The sequence below is a fragment of the Knoellia pratensis genome (genome assembly GCF_042666395.1).
Classification (GTDB): domain Bacteria; phylum Actinomycetota; class Actinomycetes; order Actinomycetales; family Dermatophilaceae; genus Knoellia; species Knoellia pratensis.
In genome coordinates, this window is the sequence record NZ_JBHTDJ010000003.1 from 913,629 (window position 1) to 931,932 (window position 18,304).

The following is an 18,304-nucleotide window of genomic DNA, read 5'->3' on the forward strand; positions in this document are numbered from 1 at the left end:
TCCCCTGCGTAAAACGGTCCTCACACGTAGGACATCGCTGCGGTGAGGTGGCCGAACCGAGCAGGGTCCGTGACTGGGGCCGGCAGCAACACCGCGCCGAAAACGAGTCTCATGGCGATTTGCGGCTGGGCTTTTTCGGGCTTTACCGGATCTGCCGATGTGAGTGCTTTTCACCCTTTGAGCGTGATGCCCCTTTTGGGACGGCAGGATGAAGGGGTGAGTACGCGGGTAGAGAGGTTCCTCGCACACCTTGACGGACTGAGCGGGGGTGTTGAGCCGCAGTTCTGGCCGATCGAGTCGACGGCACCCGGGCACGAGGGCCTGACGGCAATCGGCTACCGGGACATGGTCGAGGATGGGCTGCTCATCGGGGTCACTTACGGGCTGTCTCTGACCCGTCAGGAGTCGTGGCGTTTGGGCCGTCCGGAGCTGTCAATCAGCGTGAGGTCGGACGATCCAGCCTGGGTGCTCGCAATCGCCTACCTCGCCGAGCAACTGCGGCACAACTGTCCGTTCAACCACGGCGACACGATCAACTTTGGGGAGCCCGTGGCTTCAGGCTCGTCACTTGACGGCTTCGTCGTGTTTGGTCCTCTTGCATTTGACACCAACGACGCAACAGTGGACGTGGGCGACGACCTCCCGATCGTGATCGTGGGCATGTACCCGACCTACGCGATCGAGCGGGAGTTCATCTCGGAGAACGGTCTGGGAGCCTTCTGGAATCTCGACTGGGACCCCTACGACGTTGCTCGTCCCCCAGCGGTCTAACTCGTCCCTGACAGAGCACGCTCATGCCGCGATCCGATCGCCTGAGGAGCGGCATGTCAGCTGACCTGGGAAGGCTGCTCCTCACCTCGATCGATCACACGATGTGTCGGCGAGGAAGTGTCACAATCCTCTGGTGTTGGCCAAGGATGCACTGAAGTCAGCCGTCAAGGGAAACGTCGTGCCGACGCTCCGGGCGGCCGGCTTCAAGGGGACGTACCCCACGTGGCGGCTTGAGCGTGACGGCGACACTGCCGTGGTCAACATCCAGTCCGGTCAATACAACGAGGGCACGCACGGGACCTTCTACGTCAACCTGTCCGTCGTTCCACCTTCTTGGTGGGCGTGGACGCACGAGTGCGCACCGGACTCACCTTGGGGAAGTTCGAGCCAACCCGGCCGGGCCCACGATTGGGACGGCCTGTACCGAGGTCGGTTGATGCGACCGGGTCAACACAACGACGATTCGTCCGAATGGACGGTGAATTCACCCGAGCAGGCGAGGGCCGCCTCGGCTGAGATGGCCGCCGCCCTGAATGACGTGGGCATGGCAGAGATGCTGGAGCTCATGGGCCCGGGTCGGATGCTCAGTGCGCTGCGGTCCGGCGCGATTGATGCGACGAGCCCGGTCCTCGACCGGCCCGGCATGAGGGACATAGTGCTGGCGGTGCTGCTCACGGACGTAGGTGGCCCCGAACTGGACGAAGTCTGCCAACGCTTGGATCAACGGGCCGGTCGCGACTACTCAGAACTGCCCTTGGCCACGGCGTCTTGGGCGCGCCGTCGGGCCGCATCGATCAAGACATGAATGCCTGATCGGGGCCCAGCCCTGTCAAGGACTGTCAGGGTGCCAACTTCCGCGCTGGAGAACGTCCGCATCTGGCACCCCTCTGTGTCAAGCAGTGCTTTTCGCGAGGGTCTTCGCAGCCGGCATCTTGGGGCGTAGCGTTGGCTGTGCGGGTCCGGGAAGTGGCTGATCCGAAGTGTCGATAAGCGGGTGTGAGTCGGCCGCGCTGGATTCTTGAGTCGCCCCGCAGTGCCCTCCCGGACCCGCGTCACCCTGCTGCTGAGTGCGTGCGGCGTCGGCGACGAGTTGACGGTAGACGACGTCGGACAGGCGTCGCTTCAGACAGCGCAGCGCCTCCATCGGAGTCTTGCCTGCGGCGAGCTTGCGCCGGTAGTAGGCGCGGCCCTCGGTGTCGTGACGGATCTGCACGATCGCGACGACGTGCAGGACGTGGTTCATCCGCCGGTTGCAGGCCCGCGACAGCCGGTGGCGGTTCTGCTCCCCCGATGAGGCGTCGAGGGGCGCAGTCCCGGTCCAGGACGCGAATCGGTTGCGGTCAGCGAACCGTGCCACGTCGCCGACATCGGCCAGGGTCCGGGCCGCACCCGCTGGTCCGACGCCGAAAATGTCCATCAGCGACGAGCTGCGCTCGAGGACCGCGGCCTTCAGCTCGGCCTTGATCTTCTTCAGCTTGGCGTCGACAGCGACGAGGTCAGCGATCTCCTGGGCCGCCATCCCGCCGGCGGGTCTTGCCGGCGATGTCGCGGGGGCGCACGGTCGCTAGCATCGTCTTGGCCTGCGCGGCCGACAGGTCGCGTTTGCGCTGGCCAGGCAGCAGTTCGCTCAGCAGTCGCTGCAACCTATTGACCGTCTGTACCCGCTGGTGCGCGAGCTCGTCGCGGCGATCGGTGAGCATCCGCAGCGCCTCGAGTTCAGCGTCCTGCGCGACCACCCGCAACCCCGATGTACGGACGGCAACGGCGGCGATGGAGTGAGCATCCAGGGCATCGGTCTTACGGTTATGGCCCGTGTCGAAGAGACGCACTCGGGCCGCGAGTTTGGCCGGCACATCGACAACTTGCTCACCTGCTGCGACGAGTCGCTGAGCCAGCGGGCGACCGGTGCCGTTGGCTCCCTCAACGGCCCACGTGCGATCGGGCCACTGCCTCACATAGCGCTGCATCGCGGCATAGCCGGCGTTGTTGGTGTCGAACCGTCCGCTGCCGAGCAACCGCTCGTGGGTGTCGACGACCTCGATCGTGACCGACATCTTGTGGGGATCGACCCCGATGATCACGCCCTTCGTGTTGTTCATCTTGCTCACCTCGTCTTCGCCTGGGAACCAATAGGTCGACGAGGTGGGCATTGCTACTACGAGCTGGGCAGACCCCTCTGGAGCCACGCCTCGTCACGGTGACCGGCGGGTCGCAGTCCAGATGAGAGCCACACCCGCATCGGGGTGGGCAGCCGCAATTGAGAGCGTCCCGCCGAACACCTGGACCGAGTCTGGCCAGACACCGATCCTGTGGGAAGTCTCGTAGTAGCCGCGATCCGGAACGTGGTACCTGTGAGCGGCCTTTTACGCCGAGGTAGGTCTTGGTGCGGCCTGCTGACTGCGTGGCGGGCTTCAGGGTGACTTCGTGGAAGGAGATTGAGGCCTTCTACGAGGACCTGATCTCCAACCATGGGATGGCGTTGGTGGACCCGATGCTGGGGCTAACGCGGAGCGTGATCGCGGAGGGGGCGGCCCAGAAATTCGCGGCGCACACCTCCATGCACGACCTGGTGGTAACGACCGCCCCGGTCTCGGATGGCCCCCAACTGGCTTCGTGTCTCGCTCTTGTCTGACGGCCGAGCCCGCATCGCTCTCGAGACAGACACTGGCCCGGCCGACTTGATCGAGCGACCCGTGTCGGACCTGCTGCCCCTCTTCTGGCGCTTCACGACGGAGAGGTGGGGAATCCGGCCAGCGCGCGACTCGCAGTAGACGTGTGGTCGTGCCGCAAAGCGTGCACGGACTGGATCAAGTGATCACGCGCAACCAGACGGCGGAGCGTCCAGTGCCCTGCGACTTGATGAGCCCTTCGTCCTTCAGTTCATTGAGCACGAGTCGGATGGTCGGATCGCTGATTCCGGGTAGGGCGGCTCTGACATCGGAGATTGCAAAGACGGGCGCGCCGTGGCTCATGACTTGCTCGCGGACGCGTTCCGCTTTCGTGCCCCCAGACCTATCGGCGGCAACACCCTCCGCGAAACGGGCGTAGCCCCTGGCGAGGAGCTGACTGAAGTACATCAGCCAGGGCCACGGGTCGTTGGCGTGATCGTTCCAGTCATGGGTTGAGTCGAGCAACGCCTGGTAGTAGTCGTCCGCAGATTCGGCGATGAGCTGTTCGAGCGACACATAACGGCCGACCCCATAGCCGGCGTCGGCGAGGAGGGCGTTCGTCAGTGCGCGTGCCACGCGACCGTTGCCGTCTTCGAACGGGTGGATGATGAGCAGATCCAGGACGAAAAGGCCGACGAGGAGCACTGGGTGGTGTTGGTTTGCCCTGGCGGCATCGGCATAGCGGTCGATGAGGTCGGCGGCGTAGTACTCGGTGCGAGCGGCAGGGACGGGCTTGAAACGGACGGTCTGGACTCCGTCGGGGGACCGGTCGACGACAAGGTTGTCGCTCGCCTTGAAACTCCCACCGGTGGACTTTGTCTCTGCAAAGAGCAGCCGGTGCAGGTGCAGAAGCAGGCCGACGTTCAAGGGGCGCCAGTCTCCGGCGAACAGGTAGTCGAGGGCAGCGCGGTAGCCGGCGAACTCTTGTTCGCTTCGGGTGCGCAGCTCGATGGGCTTGTTGGCGATGATGGCGTCCGCACGGCTGCGGTTCTTGACGACGACGCCCTCGAGGGCAGACGAAGCGGTAATGCTTGCGACCCGGGCGCGGTTGGCTAGCTCGGTGATCAGGTCAGGTACCTGGTTGAGGTACAGGCCCTCGCTGCCTTGACCACGGTCGATGTCGCGCAAGGTCATCACGATGGGTGCTGGCACAGCGCCGAGGGCTCGATCCAAGTCGACAAAGGAGTGCATCAGAAGCCCCTCACGGACGGTCTAAACTAAATAATTCGGCAGTTGATTGTGTAGTTTAGACCATGCATGAGGGTAAATGGCCGACATGGCCACGTCCTTCGGCCCGGACGGAGTCCGCCTTGAAGTCTCACCGGACGGCAGCGGCGGGGGCGTGCTCGTTGAGCCACCCGAGGAGCCCACAGACCTCGTCCTTGCAGCCGCCGCAGCCCGTGGTTGCCCGAGTTTCCTTGGCGATCTCGTCGACCGACCGCGCGCCGCAGGCATGGGCCTCGGCAATGTCTGCCTTCGTGACGCTGTTGCAGCGGCATACTGCGGCGTCGTCGGGCAGGGCGTCGGGCGTCGTCGCCGCAACCGGCGCGGCAGACAAAGCGGTGAGGAGCAGGCGCGCCGGGTCGCTGGGGACTGGGGTGCGACGCGTGTAGGCCGCGACGAGGTCGGCCGCCACCTGGCCGGCGCCGATGCACGTGGCGCCGACGAGCCGGTCGCCCGAGACGACCACCTCGACGTGCCGACCGGCGTCCGGGTCGGACAGGCTGAGCGTCCGTTGGGCCGGGTCGTCGACCCGCGAGCCGCCGCAGACACCCATGGTGACGACGTCGAGCCCGTGGGCCTTGACCCGCACGACGTCGCTGCTCGTCGTGTCCGCACCGCGTCCGCGAACCGTCGTGCCGGTGAGTCGGTCGGCGAGGGCGCGGGCCTGGTCCCATCCCTGGGCCACCAGTCCCATGGCCCCGCTCGGAGGCTGGGCACAGTCACCGATGGCGAAGATCCGGGCGTCCGCCGTGGTCGAGGAGTCGTCGACGAGCACGCCCCGTTCACAGGGGATCCCGGCTTCGGCGGCGATCGCCGTGTTGGCGATCGTTCCGGTGGCGACAAGGAGGAGGTCCGACTCGACGACGTCACCGTCAGTGAGGCGTATGCCGGTGAGTCGCCCGTTCGCGACCACTGCGGCTTCCGCTCCCACACCGATACGCGGGTGGATCCCCAGTTCGGGCATCGCGCTCGCAAGCACGCTGCTCGCGGAGGTGTCGAGCTGGCGCTCCATGAGGGCGTCGGCCGGGTGGACGATCGTCACAGCGCAGCCGCGCTGCGCGAGCCCACTGGCGGTCTCGATGCCAAGGACTCCAGCGCCCAGCACGACGGCCCGGCGCGAGTTGAGGGTCGCCGCAATGATTTCCCGGGCATCGTCGATGCTGCGCAACGCGTGCACGCCGAGCGGGAGAATGCTCGTGCCGTTGTCGAGGCCGGCGAGTGGGGGGATGCGCGCGGCGGCGCCGGTGGCGAGGACGAGCTGGTCGTAGCGGTGCCGGCTGCCATCGGTTGTCGTGACGACGCGGTCCTGGCGGTCGATGGCGGCAGCCGCCGTGCCGCGAAGCACCGTGAGTCGGGGGTGGTCGGGGGTCGGCAACGTGAGGGACGTGAGGTCGTAGCGCCCAGCCACGACCTCACTGAGGAGGACGCGGTTGTAGGGCTCGCAGCCTTCGGCGCCGAGGACGGTGACGTCGTACTTCCCGTTGGTGTCGCGTCTCAGCAGGTCCTCGACGAACCGCGAGCCGACCATGCCGTTGCCAATGACGACGAGTCTCACGTCAGGACCTCCGTGGGGGTGCGAAGCCGGGTGGGCTCCGGGGTGGTGGCGATGTCGGCGCGAGCCACGGTGACCGCGCAGACCTTGAACTCGGGCATCCCGGAGATGGGATCGGTGGCGTCGTTGGTGACGCGGTTGACGCTCTCGACGCCCGCCCAGTGGAACGGCATGAACACCGTGTCAGGGCGTACCGAGTCGGTGATGCGGGCCGGTGCCGTGACGACGCCACGCGAGCTCGTCAGGCTGACGAGGTCGTCGGCGGCGATGCCGTGCAGGTCGGCGAGGATCGGGTGGATCTCGACGAAGGCCGTGGGCGAGGCGCTGACCAGAGCATCGACGCGTCGGGTCTGCGCCCCCGACTGGTAGTGCTGGAGGACACGACCCGTCACCAGGTGGATCGGCGCATCGGAGCGCACGTCCTCCGCGGGACCGTGGTCATCGACGGCGATGAAGCGCGCGCGCCCGTCCGCAGTCGGGAAGTCGTCGAGGAACAGTCGGGGCGTGCCCGGGTGAGGGTCGCCGTCGGTGGCAGGGCAGGGCCAGTAGAGGTCGGGCTCGGCATCGAGGCGCTCGTGGCTCAGACCGCTGTAGTCGGCCCGACCACCGGCACTGGCTCGGGCGAGCTCGTCGAAGACGAGCGACGGCTCCGTGTCCCAGGTGCCGGGGGCGTCGAGGCGGGCGGCCAGTTCACGCCACAGCCACAGCTCGGAGCGTGCGCCACCGGGAGCGGCAAGGGCCTTGCGGCGACGCAGGACTCGTCCCTCGAGCGACGTCATCGTGCCCTCCTCCTCGGCCCACTGGAGGACGGGGAGGACGACATCGGCGCGCTGCGCCGTCTCTGACGGGACGACGTCGCAGACGACGAGAAGTTCGAGCGCGTCGAGTCGGTCGCCGACGTGGTTCGCGTTGGGCGCAGACACACGGACGTTGGCTCCATGGACGAGCAGTGCGCGTGGGCCGTCCTCACGCCCGAGTGAGTCGAGCAGCTCGACGGCAGGCTTCCCCTTGCCGGGGATGATCGCGGGATCGACACCCCACACAGAGGCAACGTGTGCACGAGCCACTGGGTCGTCGATCATCCGGTAGCCCGGGAGCTGGTCGGACTTCTGCCCGTGCTCGCGCCCGCCCTGACCGTTGCCCTGGCCGGTGATGGCGCCATAGCCCGACCCGACCCGTCCGGGCAGACCCAGCGCCAGCGCGAGGTTGATCGCGGCATTGACGGTCGCGGTTCCCTGGGATGACTGCTCGACGCCACGCCCGGTGAGGATGTAGGCCCCGGACCCACCGCGCGACGGGCTGGCCGCAGCGAGGAGGCGTGCCGTCTCCCGCAGCAGGGTCGCTGGTACACCTGCCACCTGCTCGACGCGCTCGGGCCACCACGCGGCGGCGAGCCTACGGACGTCCTCGACGCCCGTCGTCCGAGAAGCGATGTATGCCGTGTCGGCCAGTCCTTCGGCGAACGTCACGTGGAGCAGCCCGAGGAGCACGACGAGGTCCGTGCCCGGCACCGGCTGGAGGTGGAGCCCCTGTCCGTTCTCGGCCAGGGTCGCCGTCGCGCTGGTTCGCGGGTCGACGACCACGAGCCCGCCCTGGGCGCGGGCACCTGCGAGGTGGGCCACGGCCGGCGGCATCGTCTCGGCGAGGTTGCTCCCGAGGAGCAGGACGACCTGGGCGCCGCCGAGATCGGTGAGCGGGAACGGGAGGCCGCGATCGATCCCCAGTGAACGATTGGCAGCTGCCGCGGCACTGCTCATGCAGAACCGGCCGTTGTAGTCGATGTTCGCAGTGCCCAGCGCGATCCGGGCGAACTTGCCCAGCTGATAGGCCTTCTCGTTCGTCAGCCCTCCGCCGCCGAACACAGCCACCGCATCGGCGCTGTGCTCAGCGCGAATTGCCTTGAACTGCAGGGCAATCAGGTCGAGAGCTTCCTCCCACGTCGTCGACTCCAGCTCGCCTGACTTGCCACGTACGAGGGGAGTGGTGAGCCGATCCGGCGCGCGCAGCACCGATGCGCTGGTCCATCCCTTCTGGCACAGACCTCCGCGGTTGGTCGGGAAGTCACGCCCGGCGACGCTCACGCCGGTGGTGTCCGGCGTGAGCGTCTGGGCGCACTGCAGGGCGCAGTACGGGCAGTGCGTGGCGACAGGGGTGGTCATCAGAGGGTCAGATCGTCTCCGAGGCGAGCGCGGAACCGCGGCGCTGGTACACGGCATACACGGTCAGTGCCATGAGGACGTAGGCCGCGACGAAGACGTACAACGCTGGGACGAGCGAGCCGTAGCTTTCCTTCGCCATCGCGAAACCACGCGGGATGAAGAAGCCGCCGTAGGCGCCGACCGCCCCCGCTATGCCGATGCACCCTGCCGCCGCCTTGCGTGCTGCGGGCAGTCCTTCCGCCGACACCCCGGCCCGAAAGACCGCCGGGATCATGCGATAGGTCGCGCCGTTGCCGATGCCCGCACCGCAGAAGAGGACGAGGAACGCGCCGAAGAAGAGCGGGAAGCTCTTGGCGTGCAGTCCTTCGATCGCGGCCAGTGCCCCCACGGTGAGGACGACGAACGACGCGATCGTCACTCGAGCCCCACCGAAGCGGTCCGCGACCATGCCACCGAGAGGCCGGGTCAGGGCTCCGATGAGTGCTCCGATGAACGCGAGCCCGAGGGGAGCCGTGGGGAACTGGGTCTTCAGCAGGGTCGGGAACGCACCGGCATACCCGATGAAGGAACCGAAGGTTCCGATGTAGAGGAACGAGATGACCCAGGTGTGCGGGTTCTTCGTCGCGAGGGCGAAGGACTTGTAGTCGGCCTTGATCCCCGTGAGGTTGTCCATCCAGCGCCAGGCGGCGACGGCCGAGAGGAGCGCCAGCGGGATGAAGATCAGTCCGGCGCGTTCGAGGTGGACGCCGGCCCCGATGGCGATGACTGCCGGGACGACCATCTGGACGATGCCGGTGCCGAGGTTTCCGCCAGCAGCGTTGAGCCCCAACGCTTTCCCCTTCTCGGCTTCAGGGAAGAAGAACGAGATGTTGGTCATCGAGGAGGCGAAGTTGCCGCCACCGAATCCGGCGAGCGCGGCACAGGCCAACAGGACGCCGAACGGCGTCTCTGGTCGCGTCACGATGAACGCGAGAGCCGACGCCGGGAGCAACAACAACAGCGACGAGATGATCGTCCAGTTGCGTCCGCCGAAGGCTGGTACGGCGAACGTGTAGGGGATGCGGATGGTCGCGCCGACAAGGCTGGGGACGGCAATGAGCCAGAACTGCTGGTTGAGCGTCAGTGGGAATCCGGCTGCCGGGAGCATTGGCACGACGACGGACCAGAGGGCCCAGACGCAGAAGCCGAGGAACTCGGCGAAGACGGAGAAGGCCAGGTTGCGGCGCGCGACGCTGCGGCCGGTGGACTGCCAGAAGCTGGCGTCCTCGGGGTCCCAGTGCTCGATCCAGCGACCGGGACGCGTCTCAGTGGTTGTGGCGGCAGGGGCCGCGGTGAGGGTGGTCTCCATGGGGCCAGACACTGCCCAAGCCGTGTTTCCGAACCCTGCGGCCCACGTAAATCATCCGTAACACCCACCGCACAGCCCTCTGCCGATCACTGTGAGAACCGACTTCGTGCCCCGCACGGACACGCTCGCCGGGGCTCGCGCGTCCGTGCGGGGCACGAAGCCGGGGGAAGGGGCTCAGAGGTAGGTCGTGGGGATCGCGGGTTCGCCGCGGCTCAGCTGGTGCGCTGACCGGGGGAGCTCTGCCACCGACGACTCGTGCCAGTCGCGCGCTGCTGCCAACTCCACGTGCTCTCCGCCCACCACGGCCCCACGCCGGACGTACTCCACGAGCAGCGCCCGGTCGTCCCCGTCGTCGACGGGCGGCTCGCCGATCCCGATGATCTCGGCCTCGGCAATGCCCTGGGCGTTGCGCCGTCGCAGTGCGTACTTGCGTCCACCCACCGACGTCTTGTCCTTGCTTGCCTTGGCCACGCCGACCATCTCGCCCGAGTCGTCGGAGCGGGCCACGAGCTTGTAGACCATGCCAGCGGTCGGTGCGCCGGATCCGGTGACGAGCTGCGTGCCCACCCCGTAGGCGTCGACCGGTCCGGCCGCCAGTCCGGCGATGGCGAACTCATCGAGGTCGGACGTGACGACGATGCGGGTCTTCGTGGCGCCAAGGGAGTCCAGCTGCTCGCGGACCTCCCGCGCCTGGACGAGGAGGTCGCCGCTGTCGAGCCGCACGGCGCCCAGCTCGGGCCCGGCGACCTCGATGGCGATCTCGACCGCCTTCTCCACGTCATAGGTGTCGACCAGCAGGGTCGTCCCGACACCGAGAACCTCGACCTGTGCCGTGAAGGCCTCGCGCTCGTCGTCGTGCAGGAGGGTGAAGGAGTGCGCAGCCGTTCCCGCTGTGGGCACCCCCCAGCGGCGTCCCGCCTCGAGGTTCGAGGTCGTGGCAAAACCGGCGATGTATGCCGCCCGCGCAGCGGCCACGGCGGCTTCCTCGTGGGTGCGGCGAGACCCCATCTCGATGCAGGGGCGCGCACCGGCGGCGCCCGTCATGCGCGACGCGGCCGACGCAATTGCGCTGTCGTGGTTGAGGATTGACAGCACAAGGGTCTCGAGAACGACTCCGTGAGCGAAGTCGGACTCGACCACCAGGACAGGTGAGCCGGGGAAGTAGGCGTCGCCCTCGGCATACCCCCAGATGTCCCCTTCGAAGCGGTAGCCCGCCAGGAAGTCGAGAGTCTCGTCATCGACGACCTTGCCGGCCCTCAGGGCGGCGATCTCGGCGTCGCCGAAGCGGAAGCGTTCGATCGCGTCGAGGAGTCGGCCCGTCCCCGCCACCACTCCGTAACGCCGACCCTCGGGCAGCCGACGGGCGAACGTCTCGAAGACGCAGCGCCTCGACGCCGCACCCGAACGCAGGGCCGCCTGCACCATCGTCAGCTCGTAGTGATCGGTCAGTAAGGCCGTCGAGGGTGCGGGTGACGGCGCAGGAGCGGGGGAGGGGAGGCTCACCCGAAGCACCCTATGGTGGTGCCGTGTCCATCGCGCCCGTGCAGGAGGAGATCACCTCCTCCTCGACCGATGTCGCGCCCGACCTCCCGTGGATCACGCTGGTCTGGAACGACCCGGTCAACCTCATGTCCTACGTGACCTATGTCTTCCAGAGCTACTTCGGCTACGACCGGGCCAAGGCCGAGAAGCTGATGATGGACGTGCACACCAAGGGTCGTGCCGTCGTCTCCCACGGGCCGCGCGAGAAGATGGAGATCGACACCGAGGCCCTGCAGGGTTACGGGCTCTGGGCGACCTTCCAGAAGGACGACTGAGATGGCGCGCGCGTTCTCCCGCAAGGGCAAGGGAAAGAACCTGAGGTATGCCGCGAAGCTCGATGCCGTCGAACGTGCGGTCGTCGCTGGGCTCATGGAGCAGGTGCACGACCTCGTGGCGCCCGAGCCGATGGAGGCCGTCCAGACCGGCCCCAAGGGAGAGTCGTACCACGACGACGATTTCGCCGCAATCGTGTCAGGCCTGGGTGGGCTCGGCATGGGTGTGTCGATCTCGGCCGAGGACCAGACGCCCGACGACCGGCCCGTTCCGGCGGACGCCCGCTCCTTCGGCGACCGCGACCCCGCCCTCGAAAGACTGCTGCCTGCAGGCAACCGCGCCGACGACCAGGCCTCCGCCGAGTTCCGTCGCCTCACCGAGCACGGCCTGCGTCAGCGCAAGGCCGGCCACCTCGAGTCCGCCATCCGCTCTCTGCGGGCGCCCGGTTCTGGAGTCGAGCTCGACGAGCGCGCCGCCATCGACATGGTCATCGCCCTCACCGACGTGCGCCTCGTCCTCGGCGAGCGCCTCGGACTGCGTGAGGATGCCGACGTCGACCGTCTCGAGGAGGAGCTCGCCGACGTTGGCGACGACGACCCCCGGGGGCACGCCATGTCGGTCTATGACTTCCTCACGTGGCTGCAGGAGACGCTCGCCACGGCGATGCTGCCTGACGCCCACCCGAGCGCTTAACCTTGGGCGGTGCCTGACTCTCCGATCGGAATCTTCGATTCCGGCTATGGCGGCCTGACGGTGGCGCGAGCCGTCCTCGACCAGCTTCCCCACGAGTCGGTGGCCTATCTCGGTGACACGGCCCGCACGCCCTACGGTCCGCGGCCCATCGCGCAGACCCGTGCCTTCGCGCTGGAGTGCCTCGACCGCCTCGTCAACCACGGCGTCAAGGCCCTCGTCATCGCGTGCAACACCGCCAGTGCTGCGGTCCTCCATGACGCCCGGGAACGCTACGACGTGCCGGTGGTCGAGGTCATCCGGCCGGCAGTCCGTCGCGCCGTCGGGGCCACGCGCACCGGTCGGATCGGCGTCATCTCCACGCTCGGCACCCACCAGTCCCGCGCCTATCTCGACGCGTTCGCCGCCGCACCGCACCTCACAGTGACGAGCGAGGCGTGCCCTCGGTTCGTCGACTTCGTCGAGTCGGGGGTGACCGGTGGCGAGGAGCTTCGGACCGTGGCCCGCGAATACCTCGCGCCACTGCAGGATCAGGACGTCGACACGCTCATCCTTGGCTGCACCCACTACCCGTTGCTCGCGGGCGTGATCTCCTACGTCATGGGGCCCGACGTCACGCTCGTGTCCTCGGCGGAGGAGACGGCCAAGGAGCTCTATCGCGTGCTCGCCGACGCCGATCTCCTTCGGCCCGATCACCTGCCCGCCCCGGAGCACGGCTTCACGACCACGGGCGACCCCGAGGAGTTCCGCCGGCTGGCGCTGCGGTTCCTCGGCCTCGGACCGAACTTCGGCCACATCTTCACGTCGACCGTCGGCGTCCCGGCGGTGATCGCATGAGAGTCACCGTCATCGGGTGCAGCGGGTCGTTTGCCGGCCCCAACTCGGCCGCGTCGAGCTACCTCGTGTCCGTGGACGCCGGGGACCGCACGTGGAACGTCCTGTTCGACCTCGGATCCGGCTCACTGGGCCCGTTGCAGCGACACGTCGACCTGCGCGACCTCGACGCCGTCTTCGTCAGCCACCTGCACCCGGACCACTGTGCGGACATCTGCGGGCTCTACGTGGCGCACCACTACGCACCGGAGGGTGCCCCTGTGGATCGACTCCCCGTGTGGGGGCCGAACGAGACTGCGTCGCGGGTCGCGCTCATGTATCACGGCCTCGAGGACGGAGGCATGGACAAGGTCTTCGACTTCGGCCGGCTGTCGGACCGGGTCGCGGTCCCTGTCGGCCCCGTGACGATCACTCCGTATGCCGTGAACCACCCGGTCGAGGCGTTCGGCTTCCGGGTCCAGGCCGATGGTGCGGTGCTCAGCTACACGGGGGACACCGACTCCTGCGACAACCTCACGCCGCTCATGGCCGACGCCGACCTCGTGCTCGCCGACTCGGCGTTCGTCGACGGACGCGACGACGTCCGTGGCGTCCACCTCACCGGCAGCCGGGCAGCGCAGGCCGCCGCGGCGGCCGGGGGAGTGAAGCGGCTGGTGCTGACGCACCTGCCGGCCTGGAACGACGCAGAGGTATGCCGTGCGCAGGCCGAGCCGTTCTGGCCCGGTGTCGAGGTGGCTCGGCCCGACGACGTCTACGAGCTGCACTCACCCTGACCGCAGCTGAGTCGGTGTTCTGCGAGTCGTTGATGCCGTCTAGCCTGCTCGTGTGACTTCACAGCAGACCAGACATGACGGCCGCGCACCCGAGGACCTCCGAGAGATTCGGATCACCCGCAACTGGCTCGACCACGCCGAGGGCAGCGTCCTCATCGAGTTCGGCCGCACCCGCGTGCTCTGCGCCGCGTCCTTCACCGAGGGTGTGCCGCGCTGGCTCAAGGGCAAGGGCACCGGATGGGTCACCTCCGAGTACGAGATGCTCCCGCGCTCGACCAACACCCGCTCGGACCGTGAGTCCCGCAAGGGCAAGGTCGGCGGCCGCACCCACGAGATCTCCCGCCTCATCGGTCGGGCGCTGCGGGCCGTCATCGACACGAAGGCGTTGGGCGAGAACACGATCGTCGTCGACTGCGACGTCCTCCAGGCCGACGGTGGCACGCGGACGGCGTCGATCACCGGCGCCTACGTGGCGCTGGTCGACGCCATCGAGGACGCTCGTGCCAAGGGCCTCATCGCCAAGAATGCCCAGCCCCTCTCCGACTCGATCGCCGCAGTGAGCGTCGGCGTCGTTGGCGGGCTGCCGGTCCTCGACCTCGACTACCCCGAGGACTCGACGGCCGACACCGACATGAACGTCGTCATGACCGGCTCGGGCCGCTACGTCGAAGTGCAGGGCACGGCAGAGGGTGCCGACGCGGCCTTCGACCGTGACCGCCTCAACGAGCTGCTCGACCTCGCTGCCGCTGGCTGCGCCACCCTCACCATCGCTCAGAAGCAGGCCCTGGACGAGGCCCCGCGGGAGCGCTCGCGATGACCAAGCTGGTCCTCGCGACCCAGAACGAGCACAAGGTCCACGAGCTGCGCCAGATCCTCGCCGAGCTCGTCGACGAGCTCGGCCTCGAGATCGTCGGGGCCTCGGACTTCCCGGACGCACCCGATGTCGTCGAGAGCGAGGTGACCTTCGTCGGCAACGCTCGACTCAAGGCGGTCGCCGTCGCGCAGGCCACGGGTCTGCCGAGCGTCGCCGACGACTCCGGATTGGCCGTTGACGTTCTTGGCGGCTCGCCAGGGGTCTTCTCGGCGCGCTGGTCCGGCACACACGCGGGTCCTGACGCCCCGCGTGCCGCTCGCGACGGCGCCAACGTCTCGCTCCTGCTCGAGCAGATCGGTGACGTACCCGACGAGCACCGCAGCGCGTCGTTCGTGTGCGCCGCCGTGCTCGCGATGCCCGACGGTTCCATCGAGTCGGTCGAGGGCCGTGTCCTGGGTTCGATCTCACGAGAACCAGTGGGGGAGAACGGTTTCGGCTACGACCCGATCTTCGTCCCTGAGGGCGACACCCGGGCGATGGCGGAGTACACCGACGTCGAGAAGAACGAGATCTCCCACCGGGGTCGCGCCTTCCGCGCCATGATCCCCGTCCTCCGCGAACGGCTCTCCTGACGCTGCCCCTCCCGTTGCGTCTGCGGATGTGGCAGCTAGAACCACCACCTGCGCAGACGCAACGCAGAGCCCTCTCGTTGCGTCTGCGGATGTGGCGGCTAGAACGACCACCTGCGCAGACGCTGCGAGTATGCAGGCCGCAAGGGGGGCAGCGGTAGGGGAGCGGACGGCATACTCTGTCTTCGCGCGCGAGTGGCGGAACAGGTAGACGCGCTGGTTTTAGGTACCAGTGCCTTCGGGTGTGCGGGTTCGAGTCCCGCCTCGCGCACTGGCTGTCGGTGCCTCGCTGATAGTTTGGCGAGAGCCGACCATCGAGGAGATCTGCGTGACTGAGCGACTCAGTCCGGGCGATGTTGCACCGGACTTCACCCTGACCACTGACACCGGTGAGAGCGTCACGCTCTCAGACCTGCGTGGGGGCAAGGTCATCGTCTACTTCTACCCGGCGGCCATGACGCCCGGGTGCACCAAGCAGGCCTGCGACTTCAGCGAGTCGCTCGAGACGCTCAAGACCGACGGCTACACCGTGCTCGGCCTCTCGCCGGACAAGCCCGAGAAGCTCGCGAAGTTCCGCGACAAGGAGCACCTCTCGCTCACGCTGCTCTCGGACCCCGACAAGGCGGTCATGACGTCGTGGGGCGCGTTCGGTGAGAAGAAGCTCTACGGCAAGATCGTCCAAGGCGTGATCCGCTCCACCCTCGTCATCGACGAGGCAGGCAAGGTCGAGCACGCCTTCTACAACGTCAAAGCCACAGGTCACGTCGCCAAGCTCCGGCGCGACCTCGGACTCAGTGAGGACTGATTCGATGAGCAACATCTCCGCCCTCGAGGCCGACATCGCCGCGCGCCGCACGCGCCTCGCACGCACCCTGAACGAGCTCACCGCCAAGGCGACGCCGTCCGCCATCGCCAAGCGCGAGGTCGACAAGGCCAAGGCCCGCTTCGCCGACGCCACGACGACGCCCCAGGGTGACCTGCGCGTCGAGCGCGTTGCAGCAGCAGTGGCCGTCGTCGCCGTGATCGTCGCGATCAAGATCCTGCGCCGCCGCCGACACTGATCGATACTGGGGGCACGGCAACGTTGCCGCACCTCGTCGAGGCACGAGCCGTCGACTGGTGAGATCCCCCTTGGAGTGTCAATGACGACGACTGAGCAGGCCACGCCCGCAGGCAGCGCACCATCCCTGCCCGAGCCGGACGTGCGCGCGGCACTGGACGCGGCCATCGCCACGGTCCGGGCGGGCGAGCAGCGTTGGGCCGGGCTGGGGGTCGCCGAGCGAGTCGCGCTCTTGGGTCGGGTGCACGCAGCCGTCGGCTCGCAGGCGGAGCAGTGGGTGGCGGCGGCGGTTCGCGCCAAGCACCTCGACCCCGACTCGCCCCTCGTGGGCGAGGAGTGGCTCTCCGGGCCCTACGCCACCTTGTCGGGGCTGCTGGCGCTCCAGCACTCGCTGACCGCGGTCGCGGCAGGCAAGAGCCCCGTCGGTGGCACGAAGTTCGGCACTGGTCCCGGCGGTCGCGTTGTCGTGCCCGTCCTGCCGACAAGTCCCTACGAGTACCTCCTCCTTCACGGCTTCTCGGCCGACGTGTGGATGAAGCCCGGCGTCACCGCGACCGAGGTGCGTGCCCGCGCCGGTCTCGGTGCCCTCACACCGGCCGAGACGACCGGGGTGGGTCTCGTCCTGGGAGCGGGAAACATCAGCTCCATCGCACCTCTCGACGTGCTCTACGAGCTCGTCGCCCACAACCGCGTCGTCATCCTCAAGCTCAACCCGACGATGAACGAGCTCCTGCCCGTCTACACCGCCGCCTTCGCGCCGCTCATCGAGCTCGGCGCCCTGGCCATCGTCACAGGAGCCGGTGACGTGGGCAGCTACCTCGCTCACCACCGCGGCATCGCCCACGTCCACATCACCGGCAGCGCCGTGACCCACGACGCCATCGTGTGGGGTGCGGGGCCGGACGTTGCTGCCCGACGTGCGGCCGGCACGCCCGTACTCGACAAGCCGATCACGAGCGAGCTCGGCGGCATCTCGCCGATCATCGTCGTGCCAGGCGTTTGGTCCGCGGCCGACCTGCGCTTCCAGGCCCAACACGTTGCGACGCAGCGCCTTCACAACGGTGGCTACAACTGTGTCGCCGGGCAGGTCGTCATCCTCAGCAGCGAGTGGCCGCAACGCGAGGCGTTCGTCGAGGAGCTGCGCAAGGCCATCGAGGCAGCCCCCGAGCGCGTCCCCTGGTACCCGGGCAGCGCCGACCGCGTCGCCGCAGCCGGGACGGCATACGCGAGGGCCGACCACCTCGGCAAGGATGGCGGTCGCCTCCTCATCGACGCCCGAAACGGGGTGGACGCGGCCGCGATCGAGACCACGGAGTATTTCTCGCCGGTCCTCGGGATCGTCGACGTACCCGGCACGGGCCAGGCCTTCGTCGACGCCGCCGTCGACCACGCGAACTCCGCCCTCGTCGGCACTCTCGGCGCCAACGTCCTCGCCTCCCCGGCGTCGCTCAAGGAGCTCGGCTCCGGCTTCGACGAGGCGCTGGCCCGGCTCGAGTACGGCACGATCGCCGTCAACGCCTGGACCGCCGTCGGGTTCCTCACGGCCGGCGCGCCTTGGGGTGCCTTCCCGGGCCACACCATCGACGACGTCCAGAGCGGGATCGGGATCGTGCACAACGCGTTCCTCCTGCAGGACACCGAACGCACCATCGTGCGCGGCCCGTTCCGGCCGTTCCCGAGGTCGTTCGTCGGTGGAGAGTTCTCGCTCTCGCCGAAGCCGCCGTGGTTCGTCTCGGCCCGGAGCGCGCGCCGGACGGGGCAGCTGATGACGCGCTTCGCTGCCAAGCCGTCCTGGGGCAGGCTCCCGGGCATCTTCGTCTCCGCGTTCCGGGCCTGACCGGGGACGGCGAAGACCCGGAGTGCCCCCCGGGATCTTCGCTGTTCTGTGGAGGGCCCAGGCCAGTAGGGAGGACGACGGAAGTGCCGTTGCGTGAGTTCATGGGGGGTCCTCTCGGGGCTTCCCGTC

At 68.1% G+C, this 18,304-nt stretch carries 16 protein-coding genes, 1 tRNA gene and 1 pseudogene; 12 read left to right on the forward strand and 6 right to left on the reverse strand.

The annotated features are described in order from the left end of the window. Positions 1 to 69: 69 nt before the first annotated feature. Together ACFQRE_RS14245 and ACFQRE_RS14250 are read left to right on the forward strand one after the other, a co-directional pair. Positions 70 to 771, forward strand: coding sequence for a suppressor of fused domain protein (locus ACFQRE_RS14245; protein ID WP_380123433.1), 702 nt, complete (start codon positions 70 to 72; stop codon positions 769 to 771). A 133-nt stretch (positions 772 to 904) separates the two neighbouring features. Beyond that, positions 905 to 1,576, forward strand: coding sequence for a DUF4304 domain-containing protein (locus ACFQRE_RS14250; protein ID WP_380123435.1), 672 nt, complete (start codon positions 905 to 907; stop codon positions 1,574 to 1,576). An 87-nt stretch (positions 1,577 to 1,663) separates the two neighbouring features. Here ACFQRE_RS14250 and ACFQRE_RS19995 read toward each other — a convergent pair. The 6 genes and pseudogenes from ACFQRE_RS19995 to ACFQRE_RS14285 form a co-directional block, all read right to left on the reverse strand. Continuing rightward, positions 1,664 to 2,870: pseudogene (locus ACFQRE_RS19995) on the reverse strand (IS110 family transposase). A 708-nt stretch (positions 2,871 to 3,578) separates the two neighbouring features. Further along, positions 3,579 to 4,631, reverse strand: coding sequence for a Fic family protein (locus ACFQRE_RS14265; protein ID WP_380123442.1), 1,053 nt, complete (start codon positions 4,629 to 4,631; stop codon positions 3,579 to 3,581). Between the two features lie 127 nt (positions 4,632 to 4,758). Next, positions 4,759 to 6,219: an FAD-dependent oxidoreductase gene (locus ACFQRE_RS14270; protein ID WP_380123444.1), complete on the reverse strand. Its 1,461-nt coding sequence runs from the start codon at positions 6,217 to 6,219 to the stop codon at positions 4,759 to 4,761. Further along, positions 6,216 to 8,375 carry a molybdopterin oxidoreductase family protein gene (locus ACFQRE_RS14275; RefSeq protein WP_380123446.1) on the reverse strand — a complete coding sequence of 720 codons (2,160 nt, stop codon included), beginning with the start codon at positions 8,373 to 8,375 and terminating at the stop codon, positions 6,216 to 6,218. Before ACFQRE_RS14275 ends, ACFQRE_RS14270 begins: the two co-directional genes overlap by 4 nt. Before the next feature lie 7 nt (positions 8,376 to 8,382). Beyond that, the gene (locus ACFQRE_RS14280) at positions 8,383 to 9,723 is read right to left on the reverse strand and encodes an MFS transporter (protein WP_380123448.1); all 1,341 of its coding nucleotides are present in this window, start codon (positions 9,721 to 9,723) and stop codon (positions 8,383 to 8,385) included. A gap of 174 nt (positions 9,724 to 9,897) precedes the next feature. Then, a complete protein-coding gene (locus ACFQRE_RS14285) occupies positions 9,898 to 11,148 on the reverse strand; it encodes a nicotinate phosphoribosyltransferase (protein ID WP_380124284.1) in 1,251 nt (416 codons plus the stop codon). Positions 11,149 to 11,249: 101 nt separating this feature from the next. Between ACFQRE_RS14285 and clpS the strand changes: the two genes are divergently transcribed. From clpS to ACFQRE_RS14335, 10 genes are all read left to right on the forward strand, one after another. After that, on the forward strand, positions 11,250 to 11,540 hold the full coding sequence (gene clpS, locus ACFQRE_RS14290; protein WP_380123451.1) for an ATP-dependent Clp protease adapter ClpS: 291 nt from the start codon (positions 11,250 to 11,252) through the stop codon (positions 11,538 to 11,540). Position 11,541: 1 nt separating this feature from the next. Continuing rightward, positions 11,542 to 12,231, forward strand: a complete 690-nt coding sequence (locus tag ACFQRE_RS14295) for a DUF2017 domain-containing protein (protein WP_380123453.1) — start codon at positions 11,542 to 11,544, stop codon at positions 12,229 to 12,231. 9 nt (positions 12,232 to 12,240) lie between these two features. Then, on the forward strand, positions 12,241 to 13,065 hold the full coding sequence (murI, locus tag ACFQRE_RS14300) for a glutamate racemase (RefSeq protein WP_380123455.1): 825 nt from the start codon (positions 12,241 to 12,243) through the stop codon (positions 13,063 to 13,065). Continuing rightward, a complete protein-coding gene (locus ACFQRE_RS14305) occupies positions 13,062 to 13,835 on the forward strand; it encodes an MBL fold metallo-hydrolase (protein ID WP_380123457.1) in 774 nt (257 codons plus the stop codon). Before murI ends, ACFQRE_RS14305 begins: the two co-directional genes overlap by 4 nt. A 52-nt stretch (positions 13,836 to 13,887) precedes the next feature. Beyond that, positions 13,888 to 14,652, forward strand: coding sequence for a ribonuclease PH (gene rph / locus ACFQRE_RS14310; protein WP_380123460.1), 765 nt, complete (start codon positions 13,888 to 13,890; stop codon positions 14,650 to 14,652). Continuing rightward, positions 14,649 to 15,281: an RdgB/HAM1 family non-canonical purine NTP pyrophosphatase gene (gene rdgB / locus ACFQRE_RS14315; RefSeq protein ID WP_380123462.1), complete on the forward strand. Its 633-nt coding sequence runs from the start codon at positions 14,649 to 14,651 to the stop codon at positions 15,279 to 15,281. Before rph ends, rdgB begins: the two co-directional genes overlap by 4 nt. Positions 15,282 to 15,467: 186 nt before the next feature. Further along, positions 15,468 to 15,549: transfer RNA gene (locus ACFQRE_RS14320), tRNA-Leu, on the forward strand. A gap of 57 nt (positions 15,550 to 15,606) precedes the next feature. After that, the gene (bcp, locus tag ACFQRE_RS14325; protein ID WP_380123464.1) at positions 15,607 to 16,083 is read left to right on the forward strand and encodes a thioredoxin-dependent thiol peroxidase; all 477 of its coding nucleotides are present in this window, start codon (positions 15,607 to 15,609) and stop codon (positions 16,081 to 16,083) included. A gap of 4 nt (positions 16,084 to 16,087) precedes the next feature. Further along, the gene (locus ACFQRE_RS14330; protein ID WP_380123466.1) at positions 16,088 to 16,339 is read left to right on the forward strand and encodes a DUF3618 domain-containing protein; all 252 of its coding nucleotides are present in this window, start codon (positions 16,088 to 16,090) and stop codon (positions 16,337 to 16,339) included. A gap of 81 nt (positions 16,340 to 16,420) precedes the next feature. After that, positions 16,421 to 18,175, forward strand: coding sequence for an aldehyde dehydrogenase family protein (locus ACFQRE_RS14335; protein WP_380123468.1), 1,755 nt, complete (start codon positions 16,421 to 16,423; stop codon positions 18,173 to 18,175). Positions 18,176 to 18,304: the final 129 nt, after the last annotated feature.